Annotated in this window: 15 protein-coding genes and 1 pseudogene; 6 read left to right on the plus strand and 10 right to left on the minus strand. The window is 69.2% G+C overall.

Annotated elements, in window-relative coordinates; all coding sequences use genetic code 11:
- Positions 1-4: 4 nt before the first annotated feature.
- From P0W64_RS09475 to P0W64_RS09500, 6 genes are all read right to left on the minus strand, one after another.
- Complete coding sequence (locus P0W64_RS09475) at positions 5-418, minus strand: hypothetical protein (protein ID WP_275479844.1); 414 nt, start codon at positions 416-418, stop codon at positions 5-7.
- A 94-nt stretch (positions 419-512) separates the two neighbouring features.
- Positions 513-1766, minus strand: coding sequence for an Nramp family divalent metal transporter (locus tag P0W64_RS09480; protein WP_275479845.1), 1254 nt, complete (start codon positions 1764-1766; stop codon positions 513-515).
- Between the two features lie 145 nt (positions 1767-1911).
- Positions 1912-2331 (minus strand): FKBP-type peptidyl-prolyl cis-trans isomerase, encoded by a 420-nt coding sequence (locus tag P0W64_RS09485; protein ID WP_275479846.1) that lies wholly within the window; start codon positions 2329-2331, stop codon positions 1912-1914.
- A complete protein-coding gene (locus tag P0W64_RS09490; protein WP_275479847.1) occupies positions 2331-3641 on the minus strand; it encodes a citrate synthase in 1311 nt (436 codons plus the stop codon). The genes P0W64_RS09485 and P0W64_RS09490 overlap by 1 nt, the downstream gene beginning before the upstream one ends.
- A gap of 120 nt (positions 3642-3761) precedes the next feature.
- Positions 3762-4667, minus strand: coding sequence for an aldose 1-epimerase family protein (locus P0W64_RS09495; RefSeq protein WP_275479848.1), 906 nt, complete (start codon positions 4665-4667; stop codon positions 3762-3764).
- Between the two features lie 88 nt (positions 4668-4755).
- Positions 4756-5427 (minus strand): TetR family transcriptional regulator, encoded by a 672-nt coding sequence (locus tag P0W64_RS09500; RefSeq protein ID WP_275479849.1) that lies wholly within the window; start codon positions 5425-5427, stop codon positions 4756-4758.
- A 113-nt stretch (positions 5428-5540) separates the two neighbouring features.
- Here P0W64_RS09500 and P0W64_RS09505 point away from each other — a divergent pair.
- Positions 5541-6457 (plus strand): annotated as a pseudogene (locus P0W64_RS09505) (SDR family NAD(P)-dependent oxidoreductase).
- Positions 6458-6465: 8 nt separating this feature from the next.
- Here the strand turns inward: P0W64_RS09505 and P0W64_RS09510 are convergent.
- Both P0W64_RS09510 and pdxH read right to left on the minus strand, forming a co-directional pair.
- Positions 6466-7689, minus strand: a complete 1224-nt coding sequence (locus tag P0W64_RS09510; RefSeq protein ID WP_275479850.1) for an MFS transporter — start codon at positions 7687-7689, stop codon at positions 6466-6468.
- A 27-nt stretch (positions 7690-7716) separates the two neighbouring features.
- Positions 7717-8340, minus strand: a complete 624-nt coding sequence (gene pdxH / locus P0W64_RS09515) for a pyridoxamine 5'-phosphate oxidase (RefSeq protein WP_275479903.1) — start codon at positions 8338-8340, stop codon at positions 7717-7719.
- Positions 8341-8386: 46 nt separating this feature from the next.
- Between pdxH and P0W64_RS09520 the strand changes: the two genes are divergently transcribed.
- The 5 genes from P0W64_RS09520 to P0W64_RS09540 are packed head-to-tail and all read left to right on the plus strand — an operon-like array spanning position 8387 to position 13261.
- Positions 8387-9484 (plus strand): citrate synthase 2, encoded by a 1098-nt coding sequence (locus P0W64_RS09520; protein WP_275479851.1) that lies wholly within the window; start codon positions 8387-8389, stop codon positions 9482-9484.
- 3 nt (positions 9485-9487) lie between these two features.
- Positions 9488-10591, plus strand: a complete 1104-nt coding sequence (serC, locus tag P0W64_RS09525; RefSeq protein ID WP_275479852.1) for a phosphoserine transaminase — start codon at positions 9488-9490, stop codon at positions 10589-10591.
- Positions 10592-10623: 32 nt separating this feature from the next.
- Positions 10624-11427 (plus strand): septation protein SepH, encoded by an 804-nt coding sequence (gene sepH, locus P0W64_RS09530; RefSeq protein WP_275479853.1) that lies wholly within the window; start codon positions 10624-10626, stop codon positions 11425-11427.
- Between the two features lie 60 nt (positions 11428-11487).
- The gene (locus tag P0W64_RS09535; protein ID WP_275479854.1) at positions 11488-12429 is read left to right on the plus strand and encodes a hypothetical protein; all 942 of its coding nucleotides are present in this window, start codon (positions 11488-11490) and stop codon (positions 12427-12429) included.
- A 16-nt stretch (positions 12430-12445) separates the two neighbouring features.
- Positions 12446-13261, plus strand: coding sequence for an RNA methyltransferase (locus tag P0W64_RS09540; protein ID WP_275479855.1), 816 nt, complete (start codon positions 12446-12448; stop codon positions 13259-13261).
- A gap of 72 nt (positions 13262-13333) precedes the next feature.
- Here the strand turns inward: P0W64_RS09540 and P0W64_RS09545 are convergent, their stop codons facing one another.
- Both P0W64_RS09545 and P0W64_RS09550 read right to left on the minus strand, forming a co-directional pair.
- Entirely contained in the window at positions 13334-14566 is a 1233-nt protein-coding gene (locus P0W64_RS09545; RefSeq protein WP_275479904.1) for an MFS transporter, read from the minus strand.
- Between the two features lie 110 nt (positions 14567-14676).
- On the minus strand, positions 14677-15108 hold the full coding sequence (locus P0W64_RS09550; RefSeq protein WP_275479856.1) for a MarR family transcriptional regulator: 432 nt from the start codon (positions 15106-15108) through the stop codon (positions 14677-14679).
- Between the last annotated feature and the right edge of the window lie 50 nt (positions 15109-15158).

The raw sequence follows: 15158 nt of genomic DNA on the forward strand, positions 1-15158 counted from the left end.
CGATTCAGGAACTGCCCGCCGCAGCCTCGGACGAGGAGCCCGCGCGACGGAGGGCACAGAGTATCCGGCTACGCCGGAGAAGGACCGCGGCTCCGCCCCACGGGATGCTCCACAGCCTGCCCGCCCGGGACATCCACGCCTCCGCCTCCACTCGATCGCCACCCGGAGCGGCGAACCGTACAGACAGCACCGGGCCGCGGAGGCTCGTGAACCGGGTACGGCGTCGCATGTTCAGGTCACCGGGGCCGTCTTCGAGGAGCCAGCCCGCGGCGTCGCCTGCGCGATAGACGGTGTGCCGAGCCTGCGCGAGCGTCAGGCCGACGCTGCAGCCTCGCCGCGGCCGACGCACCAGAGCGGTCGCAAGCCCCTCCCCGGCCGCCAGAACCGCCACGACCACGAGCACGACCAACAGCACCATGACGGCACCCCCTGGAGCCGAAACCTCTTCTGCCACCACGGTACTGCGAGATCCGTCGTGCCGCCACCGGATGCGCGAACGAGGCGGGATCTGGTCAGCCGGCGCCAGTCAGCGTCAGGCCGATGAGAGCCACGTTGAGTACGACGATCACGACGGCGGCCACCATCGAACCCCAACGCAATACGGCGCCGTCGGCATACGAGCCCATGATCGCGCGGTCGGCGGTGTACCGCCGGAGCGGAATCAAGGCGAACGGGATGCCGAAGCTGAGCACGACCTGGGAGATGACCAGCGCCGTGGTGGGTTCGACGCCGGAGCCGAGCACGATCAAGGCCGGGATCAACGTGACCGCCCGGCGCACGAACCGCGGGATCCGCCGCTTCAACAGCCCCGCCATGATCGAAGCGCCGGCGTAGGACCCCACGGATGTCGACGCGAGCCCCGATGCCAGCAGGCCGACAGCGAAGACGGCCGCCACGGCGGGCCCCAGTGAATCCCGCACGGCCGCATGGGCTCCCTCGATAGTGTCGGTCCCCTCGCGCCCGCGCAGACTGTGCGCCGCGAGGACCAGCAGCGCGATGTTCACAGTGCCGGCGACGGCGAGCGCGATGAGCACGTCGTAGCGGGTTACGCGCACCAGGCGCCGCAGACGCCTGTCTCGATCGACGGCGGCCTCACCCGAGGCGCCGTGCCGGTCCAGCACGAGCGAAGAATGCAGGTAGATCGCATGTGGCATCACCGTGGCGCCGAGCATCGACGCCGCGAGGAGCACCGTCTCCGTCCCGTCGAGGCGCGGGACGAGCCCGGAGAGGATGCTCCCGCCGTCGGGCGGGTCCACCACGAGCCCCGCCAGGAACCCGACGACGATCACGGCGAGGAGCACCATGATCACCGCCTCGAACCGACGCTGCCGACGCCCCTGCAGCATGAGAAGCAAGAGCGACGCGACACCGACGATGACCCCACCGAACACCAGCGGCAGTCCGAACAACAGGTGCAATGCCACGGCACCGCCGATAACCTCCGCGATATCCGTTGCAGCGGCTACGATCTCGGCCTGTCCCCAGAACGCGAGGCGGGCACCCCGCGGGAGCCGCTCGCCCAGCACCTGCGGCAACGAGCGACCGCTCACCAGCCCCAGTTTCGCCGACTGGTACTGGATCATCACGGCCATCACGTTCGCCACGACCAGCACCCAGATGAGCAGATACCCGTACTTCGCGCCCGCCGTGATGTTGGCGGCGACGTTGCCCGGGTCGACATAGGCGATCGCGGCGACGAACGCCGGGCCCAGGAGGAGGGCACCGCGCGCCGCCCCACCCTTGGCGGTACCAACAGTAGTCAACACCTTTTAAGGTTAGCCCTAAGATTTGATTTCGGCCAGCCGAAAACTCTCGAGCGGGGCGGCTCGGCGATCAGTGCTCGCCGGGTGTACCGAGAGCACGAAGGCGGGTGCGGCCGACCGGCCCCACCCGCCTCTCGCGGTACGTGGACTAGCTGACGCCCAGCAGGTCGATGATGAAGACCAGGGTCTTCCCCGACAGCCGATGGCCACCTCCGGCAGGCCCGTAGGCGAGCTCCGGCGGGATGGTCAGCTGGCGGCGGCCGCCGACCTTCATCCCCGGGATGCCCTGCTGCCAGCCGGCGATCAGGCTGCGGAGCGGGAAGTTGATGGACTCGCCGCGGTTCCACGACGAGTCGAACTCCTCACCCGAGTCGTACTCCACGCCGACGTAGTGGACGTCGACGGTGCTGTCGGCGGTCGCCTCTGCGCCGTCGCCGACAGCGAGATCCTTGATCACGAGCTCGGCGGGGGCGGGACCCTCCTGGAACTCGACCGCGGGCTTGCTGTTCTCGGTCAACTCATCTCCCTTGATCAGGCGGTGCAGATTGTCTCGCCGGATGGGCGGCATCAGGCACCTTCGAAGCCCGGGTAGTCACGCGCGGTGTACCCCGTGTAGATCTGCCGCGGGCGGCCGATCTTGGTCGAGGGGTCGGAGTGCATCTCACGCCAGTGCGCGATCCAGCCGGGCAGACGGCCCAGCGCGAACAGGACCGTGAACATGCGCGTGGGGAAGCCCATCGCGCGATAGATCAGGCCCGTGTAGAAGTCCACGTTGGGGTAGAGCTTGCGCTCGATGAAGTAATCGTCGCTGAGCGCAACCTCCTCGAGCCCCTTAGCGATGTCGAGCAACTCGTCGTTCACGCCGAGCAGATCGAAGATGCGGTCCGCGGTCTGCTTCACGATCGCCGCGCGGGGGTCGTAGTTCTTGTAGACGCGGTGGCCGAAGCCCATGAGCTTCACGCCGTCCTGCTTGTTCTTGACCTTGTCCATGAAGGCCTTGGTGTCGCCGCCGGCCTGCTTGATCTCGTCGAGCATCTCGAGCACGGCCTGGTTGGCGCCGCCGTGCAGCGGGCCCCACAGCGCATTGATGCCGCCGGAGATCGATGTGAACAGGTTGGCGTTCGACGAGCCCACCAGACGCACCGTCGACGTCGAACAGTTCTGTTCGTGGTCGGCGTGCAGGATGAGCAGCATGTCGAGCGCCTTGACCAGCTCGGGGTCGACCTCGTACGGCTCGGCCGGGAAGCCGAAGGTCATCCGGAGGAAGTTCTCGACCAGGCTCAGCGAGTTGTCCGGGTACAGCATCGGCTGACCGACGGACTTCTTATAGGCGTAGGCAGCAATTGTGGGCAGCTTGGCGAGCAGCCGGATCGTCGACAGCTCGACCTGGTCCGGATCGTTGTGGTCGAGCGAGTCCGGGTAGTAGGCAGACAGCGCGTTGACCGCCGACGACACGACCGGCATGGGGTGCGCATCGCGCGGGAAGCCGTTGAAGAACAGCTTCAGATCCTCATGCAGCAGTGTGTGCCGCTGGATGCGAGCGGTGAAATCCTCCAGCTGCTGCGGGGTGGGAAGCTCTCCGTTGATCAGCAGGTAGCTGACCTCGATGAACGTCGAGTTCGCCGCGAGCTGCTCGATCGGGTACCCGCGGTAGCGGAGAATGCCCTTGGCGCCGTCGATGTACGTGATGGCGGACTCGCACGCGGCGGTGTTCACGAAACCGGCGTCGTACGTCGTGTAGCCGGTCTCAGCGAGGAGCTTGCCCAGGGCGATGCCGTCGTTGCCCTCGGTGGCCTTGACGATCGGCAGATCCAGCTGGCCACCGGGGTAGGTGACCGTGGCGCCCTGCGCCGGGGCGTTGTTCTCGTCGGTGGACAATTGTGTATCCCCTCGCTGTGGTCGGCTGTGTACTACCCAAGGAAAAACCTAGCGGCAACCCGCGAAGGCCCGCCACGGAGGGTCGCTTCCGTGACGTGTGCAAGACCGATATACCTTCAGTCACCGAATCCCCCATCTGGTCGACCAGCGGGCACCCGGAGCGATCGTGATCACGTCGACCCCAGTATGAAGGGCATTAGGCGGACTCGTCATGGGTTCCACCGCGACCGCGCGGTCCTCGCCGCCGCCCGGGGCTCGGCCCGGGAAACCCTGCCCGTTCGCGGGATCCGCGACGAATACCTGAACCCAGGATAGTTCGGGCCCGGTCCACAGCTCCGTCCGGGCATCCGGTCCGCGCAGCACGTATCGGTTGCCGGTCTGCGTGAACGGCGTGTCGAGCTGCCGGCCCGCGAGCGCGCGGGCGGCTCGGAAGTCGTAATCGGTGCCCTCGACGGTGACCGGCGGACCGTCCGGCAGCTTCCGCGCATCCAGCGGCTGCACCAGGCCGGCACCGAGCTCGAGCGTGCAGTCGTCCACGGGTGCATCGCCCACTCGCAGGAAGGTATGGAAGCCGAGTGCGAAGGGCAGCGCGGAGTCGCCCTGGTTCTCGGCGGTGAACTCGACCACGAGTCCATCTCCGGAGACCGAGTAACGGACACGCAGGTGCAGGTCGTAGGGCCAACCCGGATGCCTGCCGACGTCCACGGCAAGCGTGACCGCATCCTGCTCGATCTCCACGTCCGACCAGTCGACGCGTCGTACGAAGCCGTGGTTGGCGTTGTGCAGGTCCGGTTCGGTGATCTCGAGATGGTGCTCGGCGCCGCCGAACGAATAGAAGCCGTCCTCAGTGCGATTGGGCCACGGCGCGAGGATCAGACCCGCCGAGAGCGGGGGTTTCACACCGAGCGGCCACTCCTCGGTGAGAGGCACGTCATCGCGGCGGAGGCCGCGCAGCCCGGCACCCGTTCGTGCGATCTGCGCGGAGTATCCGCCCGAGGTGATGGTGAACCCCGGTTGCACCGTCATGGGGGTCATAGTACGGCCGATGTCGTGAAACGTCGTGGCCACCTTCCCCATCGCTGCGCGTGCAACCTCGTGCAACGCGGCGCCCGCGTCACCCGTGGGCGCGCGCGACGGCCCCGGCGATGAGCGTCGCCACCGCCGACTCCAGGGCCGGGACCAGCTCGACGCGCAGCACCTCGAGACTCGGATCCTCCTCGTACGCGGCCGTGCACGCGGCCGCCTGTTCGGCCTGCAGATAGAACGCGCCGGCCAGGGTCAGCGCGGTGAGGCAGACGCTCGGCGCCGCGGCGCCGAGCTCGGGTACGACACGCAGCAGCACGTCGACCACCTCGCCGAGGGCGTCGCGCAAGGCGCGCTTGCATCGGACCACCGCCTCGGTCGAGACGTTCCGCTCGAGCACGGCGGACTGCGCCGCGAGGAGATCGAGGAGTTCGGGGCGGGCGGCGGCGCCCTCGGCGAACAGTGCGGCGAAACGGTCGGTACGCGCTTCTATCGGTGCGTCGAAGTCGACGGTGGCAGCAACGTCGGCGGCGAGCGCGCCCAGCCATGCGACAGAGGAGCGGACGAGCAGCTCCATGAGTATCTCTTCACGGGACTCGAAGTAGCGCAACACATTCGACTTCGCCAGCCCGACGCGTCGGCTCAGCTCGTTGAGCGAGACGGCCGACACCGGCATCTCTCCCAGCATCGCGGCCGCCGCGGCGAGGATCGCCTCTCGACGCTGCTCGCGCTGCTCCGCGCTGCGTGCCCGCTGGAATCCCATGCGCGGTAGTTTACAGACCGTCGGTCTATTGACATCAGACCGACGGTCTCTTACAGTCGGGGGCAACAGACCGGCGGTCTATTACTGCCGGGGCGACCAGAAGGAGACGAACCATGACCGACAAGTGGACCGAGCGAGACGTACCCACCCAGGACGGCCGGGTCGCCGTCGTGACCGGGGCGAACACGGGGCTGGGATTCGAGACCGCGCGCGTGCTCGCCCAGCACGGGGCCGAGGTGGTGCTCGCGGTGCGGGACCCCGCCAAGGGCGAGGAGGCCGCGGCCAGGCTCGCCGACGCGGCCCCGGGATCCAAGGTGCGCGTGCAGCGTCTCGACCTCGGCTCCCTCGAGTCGGTGCGCGCGGCCGCCGCCGAACTGCGCGAGACGACGCCCCGCATAGACCTGCTCGTCAACAACGCGGGAGTGATGTACCCGCCGAAGCAGACGACCACGGACGGCTTCGAGTTGCAGTTCGGCACGAACCACCTGGGGCATTTCGCGCTCACGGGACTACTCATCGACCGCCTGCTCGCGAGCCCCGGCTCGCGGGTCGTCACGGTCTCCAGCATCGGCCACCGGATCCGCGCGGCGATCCACTTCGACGACCTGCAATGGGAGCGCTCCTACGACCGGATCGCGGCATACCCGGCCAATCGAAGCTCGCGAACCTGCTGTTCACGTACGCGCTGCAGCGTCGGCTCGCTCCGCACGGTGCGACGGTGGCCGTCGCCGCCCACCCCGGAGGGTCCGACACCGAGCTCGTGCGGCACCTGCCGCGCGTCCTACACCGCGCCGCGGATGTTCTCGGGCCCCTCGTCCTGCAGGACGCTCCGCACGGTGCGCTGCCCTCGCTGCGGGCGGCGACCGACCCCGGCGTCCTCGGCGGGCAGTTCTACGGGCCGACCGGCCCCGCCGAGACGCGCGGCGCCCCGCGGGTCGTCGCGTCGTCGGAGCAGTCCTACGACCTGGACCTACAGAACCGGCTGTGGACCGTGTCGGAGGAACTCACGGGCGTCGCGTTCCCTGTGTGACGCGCGGGTCAACGCGCCACGCGGTAGCGCACGAACGCGGGCACGGCGGCCGCGGCGATCAGCACGAACACGACCACCGCAACGCCGCCGCCCGCGGCCGCCGCAGTCGCTCCGACAGTCGCCGCCCCCAGGCCGTGCGCGACGTCGCCGATGCGGGGACCGCCCGCCACGACGACCGTGAACACCCCCTGCAGGCGGCCACGGACATCGTCGGTCGCGGCCTCCTGCAGCATCGTCGAGCGGAACGCGGCCGAGACCATGTCCGCCGCGCCGCCCGCGGCGAGGAACAGCAGCGCGAGCCACAGCAGCCCGGCAGCGGCGGCCAGGCCGAATCCGACGAGCGTCACGCCCCACACCACGATCGCGATCACGACCGCGAGGCCCTGCCGCTCGATGCGGGACGTCCAGCCCGAGAAGACGCCGCCTATCACCGCGCCCGCGCTCATCGCTGCGAACAGCAGAGCGAACGCGGTCCCGCCCTCGACGGGTCCGCCGAACGACTGGTGCGCGATCTGTGGGAACAGCGCGCGTGGCATGCCGAACACCATGGCGATGATGTCGACTACGAAGGACATCAGCAGCACCTTGTTACCCGCAAGGTAGGCGAAACCGTCCAGCACGGAACGCAATCCGAGAGTCTGGCCGCGGTACTCGGGCTTGATGGACGGCAACCGCCACACGGCCCACAGCGTGAACATCATCGACAGCGCGTCGACGAGGTAGAGCAGTTTCAGTCCGATCACCGGAATCAGCGCGCCGCCGATCAGCGGTCCGGCGATCGCCCCGAACTGCATCACCGTCATGTTCAGCGAGTTGGCCGCGGGGAGCAGCTCGCCGGGAACGAGGCGCGCGTAGATCGCCGAGCGTGTGGGCGAGTTGATCCCGAAGAAGGCCTGCTGCAACGCGAAGATGCACAGCACCGCCCACACGTTGGACGGCGACAGGAAGAGCAGGAGTGACGTCACCGCTAGGCCGCACGTGCTGATGAAGATCAGGGTGCGCCGGTCCACCGCGTCCGCGAGTGCGCCGCCCCATAGGCCGAAGACCACGAGCGGCACCAGGCCGAACACACCCGTCAGGCCGACGTATGCCGACGAGCCCGTGATGCCGTAGATCTGCGCGGGTACGGCGACGGCGGTGAGCTGAGCGCCGATCACGGTGACGATGCCCGTCCACCACAGGCGGCGGTAGTCGGGATTCTGCAGCGGACGCGTGTCCGCCAGTAGTTTCACCGTCGAAACTTTAGGGCATATGCGCACTCACGGTTGCAGCCGCACGGGCGCGAAGTCCGGTGCGGTGAGGCGGACCCGGTCGTGCACGCGGTTGGCCTGCCCACGCCAGAACTCGACGGTGCGCGGCACGATGCGGTAGCCGCCCCACGTGGGCGGTACAGGCACGTCGGCACCGTCGAAGCGACGCTCCGCCTCGACGAAGCGCTCGGTGAGCTCGGCCCGCGACGCGATGGGTTCGGACTGGTCCGAGGCCCACGCCCCCAGCTGCGAGCCGCGCGGCCGTACCGCCCAGTAGGCTGCCGTCTCCGCTTCGGTCACCTTCTCGACGGCACCCGCGAAATGCACCTGACGGTGCATCGCGATCCACGGGAACGTCGCGGCTGCAACGGGTTCCGCGGCGAGCGCATGCCCCTTGAACGATCCGTAGTTGGTATAGAAGACGATGCCCCGCTCGTCCACGCCCTTGCACAGGACCGTCCGGGTGGCCGGTATGCCGTCGGATCCCACCGTGGCGACGACCATCGCGTTCGGTTCCGGCACCCGTGCCTCGACGGCCTCCGCGAGCCACTTCTCGAACAGCGGCAGCCAGCCGCCGGCCGCGTCCTCAGGCACTAGGACACCGTCGGGCCCCGCACCGTAGTTCTCCCGCATCGCGCTCAGGTCCACTCCCGCGACCCTACTCACTAGAGTTGGAATCATGCCGACCGAGACGCAGGGCAGCGACCAAGGTTTCACCACGCGTATCGCGGAGGCGGACCCCGACAGCGGCGTGCTGCGCTACCGCGGCGTCGACGTCGCCGACCTGATCGCGAACAACGTCACGTACTCCGAGGTCTGGGGCCTGCTGGTCGACGGCGAGTGGGGCAACCCGCTACCGGCGGCCGAGCCCTTCCCGCTCCCCATCCACACGGGCGACGTGCGGGTCGACATGCAGGCCGGGCTGGCGATGCTGGGCCCGCTGTGGGGTTTCGAGCCGCTACTGGACATCGACGACGCCACCGCCCGGGAGAATCTCGCGCGCGCCTCCGTAACGGCCCTGTCGTTCGTGGCCCAGTCCGCGCGCGGGCTGGAGCGACCGGCGGTGCCGCAGCGCATCATCGACCAGAGCCCCACGGTGACCCACCGCTTCATGACCCGCTGGCACGGCGAACCGGATCCCGAACACGTCAAGGCCATCGACGCGTACTGGGTCACGGCCGCTGAGCACGGCCTGTCGACGTCGACCGTGACCGCCCGCGTCATCGCGTCGACGGGGGCCGACGTGGCGGCCGCCCTGTCCGGTGCCGTCGGCGCACTGTCCGGTCCGCTGCACGGCGGCGCGCCCGCACGCATCCTGCCGATGCTCGACGCGGTCGCCGACGGCGGCGACGCGCGCGCCTACATCACCGCCCGGATGGACCGGCACGAGAAGGTGATGGGCTTCGGCCACCGCATATACCGCGGATACGATCCCCGTGCCGCAGTCCTCAAGGACGTGGCCCGCGACCTGGGCTGCCCGCGCTACGACGCTGCCGTCGAACTCGAGGCCACGGCGCTGGAGGTCTTCACCGACCGCCTGCCCGACCGACCCATCACCAGCAACCTCGAGTTCTGGGCGACCGTGATCCTCGACTACGCGAAGGTCCCCGTCCGGATGATGCCCGCGATGTTCGCGTGCGCGCGCACAGCGGCGTGGTGCGCACACGTCCTGGAGCAGAAACGCTACGGCCGCCTGGTGCGGCCCACAGCCTCCTATGTGGGTCCGGGCCCCCGGCGACCCGATGAGGTACCGGGGTGGCAGACCATTAGGGTGTAGCCCATGACGATCGAGATCCCCGCGCAGCTCAAGCCCGCCGACGGCCGGTTCGGCTGCGGTCCCTCCAAGGTCCGCCCGGAGCAGTTGCAGTCCCTCGTCACGACCGGTGCAGCAGTCATGGGCACCAGCCATCGGCAGAAGCCGGTGAAGGACGTCGTCGGGCGCGTTCGCGACGGTCTCGCCCAGCTGTTCTCGCTGCCCGAGGGGTACGAGGTGCTGCTCGGCAACGGCGGCACCACCGCTTTCTGGGACGCCGCGAGCTTCGGGCTGATCCGCGAGAAGTCGTACCACCTGACATACGGCGAGTTCTCCTCGAAGTTCGCTTCGGTCGCCAAGAAAGCCCCGCACATCGGCGACCCGATCGTCGTGTCGACCGATCCGGGCACCGCGCCCGAGCCCTCGTCCGACCCGGCCGCGGACCTCACGGCGTGGGCCCACAACGAGACGTCGACGGGCGTGGCCCTGCAGCCGAAGCGCGTGGGCGACGGCCTCGTCGCGATCGACGCGACGTCGGGCGCGGGCGGCCTGCCGGTCGACATCGCCGACACCGACGTCTACTACTTCGCGCCGCAGAAGTGCTTCGCCTCCGACGGTGGCCTGTGGGTCGCGATCTGCAGCCCCGCCGCGATCGAGCGCATCGGCGAACTGTCGGACCGCTGGTGCCCCGAGTTCCTCTCGCTCCCGACGGCCCTGGACAACTCGCGCAAGAACCAGACGTACAACACCCCCGCCCTCGCAACGCTGCTGCTGTTCGCGGACCAGATCGAGTGGATGAACGGCCGAGGCGGGCTGGACTGGACCGTCGCGCGCACCCGCGACTCCAGCTCGCGCCTGTACGAATGGGCCGATAAGTCCGCTTTTGCAACGCCTTTCGTCACCGACCCAGCCCTGCGGTCGCAGGTGGTCGGCACCATCGACTTCGCCGACTCGGTGGATGCCGCCGCGGTGGCGAAGGAACTGCGCGCCAACGGGATCGTCGACACCGAGCCCTACCGCAAGCTGGGCCGCAACCAGTTGCGGGTCGGTATGTTCCCGGCGATCGACCCCGAGGACGTGTCGGCGCTCACCGCCTGCATCGATTTCGTCGTCGAGCGCGTGTCAGCCTGAGCTTCCCGGCTCGCAGCAACTACCCTGACCGCATGCAGGAACTGCGCGTGGTAGGACTCGACGACGACGGCACGTCGGTGGTGTGCGAGGGCCACGCCGGCAGTTTCACCGTCCCCATCGACGACACTCTTCGCGCAGCCGTGCGCGGCGACCTGCGTCGGACCTCCGCTGCAGCGGGCGACGGCGAGGCCGAGTTGCGCCCACGCGAGATCCAGGCCCGGATCCGCGCGGGCGCCACCGTCGAGGAGGTCGCAGCCCTCACCGGCGTAAAGGCCGACAAGATCACGCGTTTCGCGAATCCCGTTCTGCTGGAACGCGCCCGCGCCGCGGAGATGGCAGCCCTCGCACACCCCGTCCGCGGCGACGGGCCCATGTCGCTCAAGCTCGCCGAGGTCGTCGACACCGCCCTCGCGGACCGCGGTCACCCGGAGACCACCGAGTGGGATGCGTGGAAGACGCCCGACAACAGGTGGACCGTGCGCATCGCATGGACTGTCGGCAAGTCCCGCAACGAGGCGCACTTCACCTTCGTCCCCGGTACGCACGGCGGCACCGCGAGCCCGCTCGACCAGACCGCCAAGGAACTCCTCGACCCGGATGCACGACGCGCGCTGCGCAGCATCGCCCCCGCACTGCCGGCCGATCCGACGGTGCCGACCGAGCCGCTGGAGGACGAGAGCCAGGCGGTTTCGGAGCGGGACGGAGCGCGGCCGCGGCAGGCGCCACGACGGGGCTCGGCGCTTTCCAGCCCCCAGCACGACGGGCACGGCGGACGCGTCGACGTCCCCTCGTGGGAGGATGTTCTCCTGGGAGTGCGCAGCGCCGGCCGTAATTGACGGTCACCTCTGCGCACACCGAGGATTCGGCACGGATGTCTCCAGTGGGAAGGATCTGCAGTGGGCGCGAGAGCGGCAACGATCTGGTTCTCCGATGTGGCGGACCCGAAGGGGCGCCTCGCGATCGCGCACGCCTCGGATGAACTACCGGCCCGTTCGATCGCGGAGCGGATACTGGGCGCCGAGGCCACGTCCCGGACGGTGAGCCTGGCGGAGGCGGCCGACCCCGCCCCCGGCCGCGTGTACGTCGGCGCGTACGGCGGGCTCACCGTCGTGAGCCATGCCGACCTGTCCACGGCGAAGCCCTCGGAACTCGACGGGTCGTGGCGGGAACTGGTACATGCCAAGCATGTGTTCCTGCTGAGTACGCAGCCGGACCGCTCGGTCGGCGCGTTCGCGCACTGGGTCGGCGACGACCTCAAACGCTCGTTCTCCGCACACCCCGTCGACATCATCGAGGACATCGGCCTGCCCGAGGTGTTCGAGCGCCCCTTCTGGGCCGGTGAGCATCCCCTCGCCTATGCGCCGGGCGTAGAACCCGATCCGCGTGCCCTACCGTTCCACCCGATGGAGTTCGCCGAGCAGGCCAACCGCCAATGGTTGGGCTTCCGGTACACCTATCCTCTCGACATCACCGACCTCGACCCGGCGCGGATCCCGGTCCTCGAGTTCCGCCTGCCCGGCGACGAGGACGCAGTCGGCGACGAGCACCGCTGGGGCGGAACGCCCGGCTACTCCGGTGGCTACGACGACGGTTCAGGTCGCGCTCCGGGTAGCTACGAGGGAGGCGCCGGTTACGAGGGCGCGGGCTACGACGGCCCGGGATACGCGGGCGCAGGTTACGAACGACAGGGGCATCACGGTCCGGGTCACGTGCACTCGGACGCAGGATACGAGGGCGTCTGGGGACCCGGACCCGACGAGGCCGCGCAGGGCTTGGACGACGAGGGCGCCGATGGTGCGCACGGCAAGGGACGCGTGCGCCGCTGGTTCGGCTTCTGAACTCGCCGGCCAGCGCGTGACAGGACCTGTCCCCGAGCCGATCGACATCCTCGATCCCGCCGATCCCCGGCTCGACGACTTCCGCGACCTCGCCGTCGCCGACCGCCGACCCGACACAGGGCGTGGCTTGGTGCTCGCGGAGGGGGTCCCGGTGGTGCAGCGGATGCTCGCCAGCCGCTTCGCGCCACACGCGATAATGGGCGTCGCGGGCAGGCTGGACCGGCTCGGCCCCGCCAGCGGCTCAGCCGCACCCCGCTACCGCGTCACGGCGGACCTGATGGCCGAGGTCGTCGGATTCCACCTCAACCGCGGCGTGCTCGCCGCAGCACGTCGACCGGCGCCACTGGACCCGGCCGACCTGCTCGCCGGAGCGCGCACCGTCATCGTGCTGGAGGGTGTGAACGACCACGAGAACATCGGCTCGATCTTCCGGAACGCCGCCGGCCTCGGCGCCGATGCGGTGCTGTTCGGCCCGCGGTGTTCCGACCCGTTGTACCGGCGCGCGGTCCGTGTCTCGATGGGTCATGTACTGCTGGTCCCGTTCGCAACCCTGCCGGCAGGCGGCTGGCCCGGCACGGGGCTCGCCGCGCTACGGGCGGCCGGGATGCGCATCGTCGCCCTGACCCCTGCCGGGGACACGACGGTGGCCAGCGCGGCCGACGCGGATCGCATCGCCTATCTCGTGGGGGCGGAGGGTCCGGGACTCACGGACGAGGCACTCGGCGCAGCCGACGCGCGGGCGGCCATTCCTATGGCGCGGGGAACCGACTCGCTCAACGTCGCGACCGCAACAGCCCTCGCGCTCTACGAACGGGCGCGTATCGGACATTGAATTCCGACGTTTTTCGCAAGCGTAGAGATGAATATGTCTAAGGAATGCCGCTCGAAGACCGCCGCGAGCGGCCTATTCCGTACTCCGTATCGATTCAGCCCGGGACAGGGAATCGGCCGTCCGCCGGCGCAGCAACGCGACGCATGCGACACAGGACAGCGCTGAGATCACGCCGCCCGCAATCATCGGCGCGGCGGGTGTGGTGGCGTCCGACAGCACGCCCAGCAGCGGCGCGCCGATGGGCGTGCCGCCCAGGAAGGCGAGCATATAGATTCCCATCACACGGCCCCGGAACTGCTTGTCCACGCCGAGCTGGAGCATGCTCATCGCAGAGGTGCTGAACGTGAGCTGGAGCAGGCCCACGGGGATCAGGAGCAGTGTCGCGAGCCAGAACCAGGGCGCGAACCCGGCCAGCATCTCGGCCACCCCGAAGACGGTCCCGGACACCAGGAACATCCGCATCGAGGACTTCCTGGATCGCTTGGCCGCCAGGGCGGCGCCGCCCAGCGTGCCGATCGCAAGCACCGTCGACATCAGGCCGTACGCCTCGGCCCCCAGGCCGAAGCCGTTGCGAGCCAATGCGGACAGGGCCAGCGGGAAGTTGATGCCGAAGGTCGAGACGAAGAACACCACGACGATCACCACCAGCAGCTCGGGATGCGCCCGAACGTACGCGAAACCGGCCCGCACCTGCCCCTTGCCCCGCTCGACGGGCGGCGACGGGTGCAACTCCGACAGCGTCATCGCGAGCAGCGCGGACAGCACGGCAAGCGTGCTGACCGCATTGATGGCGAACACCCAGCCGGTACCGACCGCCGCGATGAGCACGCCCGCGATCGCCGGCCCGACGATCCGGGCCGCATTGAACACCATCGAATTCAGGGCGATCGCGTTGGGCAGCAGGGTCGGCCCGACCATCTCGATGGAGAACGCCTGCCGCACGGGCGCGTCGACGGCGGACACGCAGCCGAACACGAACGCGACCACGAACACCTGCCACAGCGCGACGACGCCGCTCAGTACCAACACCGCGAGCAGCAGCGCGCACATCCCCGACAGGCCCTGTGTCAGAAGCAGCAGGCGGCGCTTGGGGTACCGGTCCGCCAGCACACCCGCCCACGGCGAGAGGACGAGCGTGGGGCCGAACTGCAGCGCCATGACGATGCCGACGGCGGCGGCGTCGGCATGCGCCAGGTCCAACACGAGCCAGTCCTGCGCCACCCGTTGCATCCAGGTGCCGACGAGCGAAACGACCTGTCCCGACGCCCAATAGCGGTAGTTCCGCGTCTTCAGGGACGCGAACATGGACGTGGACTGCACTTCGCCCACAGTAGTGCCCCGCGATCGGGTGAACCGATCCGCGGGGCACTGAGGTGACGAGGAGGCGGGCGCCGGACAGGGGCGCGCAGGGCGGGTCAGCCTTGGCCGGCGATGATCCTGTTGATGATCCCGACGGCGCCGCCGAGCGTGTCCCGATCGGCCGACGAGAGCTCGTCGAGGCGACCGCGCAGCCAGGCCTCGCGTGCCTCGGCCTCACCGTTGATGACGTGCTCACCCTCGTCCGAGAGGCTCACGATCACCTGCCTGCCATCGGTGGGGTGCGGCTCCCTGCTCACCAGACCGAGATCGGCCAGGGAGGCTATGACGCGGGTCATCGACGGCGGCTGCACACGCTCACGGGCCGCCAGCTGTCCCGGGGTCAGGGGGCCGTCGCTGGCGAGCGCATTGAGCGCGGACAGCTGGGTCAGTGAGACCGTGGAGTCCTTGCGACGCCCCCGAAGATGCCGTGCGAAACGCACGACGGCGAGAGCGAGATCGCCGGCGAGGCGGTCGTCATTTTCGTTCACGGCGCTAGAGTACAACCATCAACCTTTTCCCGTCGAAGAACCCCGGAGTG

The organism is Tsukamurella sp. 8F (assembly GCF_029167375.1).
In the GTDB taxonomy this organism is placed as follows: domain Bacteria; phylum Actinomycetota; class Actinomycetes; order Mycobacteriales; family Mycobacteriaceae; genus Tsukamurella.

Bases quoted from the DNA above. Each gene is read 5' to 3' on its own strand.
- P0W64_RS09495 (WP_275479848.1), bottom strand. From the start codon at position 4,667: ATGACGGTGCAACCGGGGTTCACCATCACCTCGGGCGGATACTCCGCG.
- serC (WP_275479852.1), top strand. From the start codon at position 9,488: ATGACGATCGAGATCCCCGCGCAGCTCAAGCCCGCCGACGGCCGGTTC.
- P0W64_RS09520 (WP_275479851.1), top strand. From the start codon at position 8,387: ATGCCGACCGAGACGCAGGGCAGCGACCAAGGTTTCACCACGCGTATC.
- P0W64_RS09475 (WP_275479844.1), bottom strand. From the start codon at position 418: ATGGTGCTGTTGGTCGTGCTCGTGGTCGTGGCGGTTCTGGCGGCCGGG.
- P0W64_RS09485 (WP_275479846.1), bottom strand. From the start codon at position 2,331: ATGCCGCCCATCCGGCGAGACAATCTGCACCGCCTGATCAAGGGAGAT.
- P0W64_RS09545 (WP_275479904.1), bottom strand. From the start codon at position 14,566: ATGTTCGCGTCCCTGAAGACGCGGAACTACCGCTATTGGGCGTCGGGA.
- sepH (WP_275479853.1), top strand. From the start codon at position 10,624: ATGCAGGAACTGCGCGTGGTAGGACTCGACGACGACGGCACGTCGGTG.
- pdxH (WP_275479903.1), bottom strand. From the start codon at position 8,340: ATGCGGGAGAACTACGGTGCGGGGCCCGACGGTGTCCTAGTGCCTGAG.
- P0W64_RS09500 (WP_275479849.1), bottom strand. From the start codon at position 5,427: ATGGGATTCCAGCGGGCACGCAGCGCGGAGCAGCGCGAGCAGCGTCGA.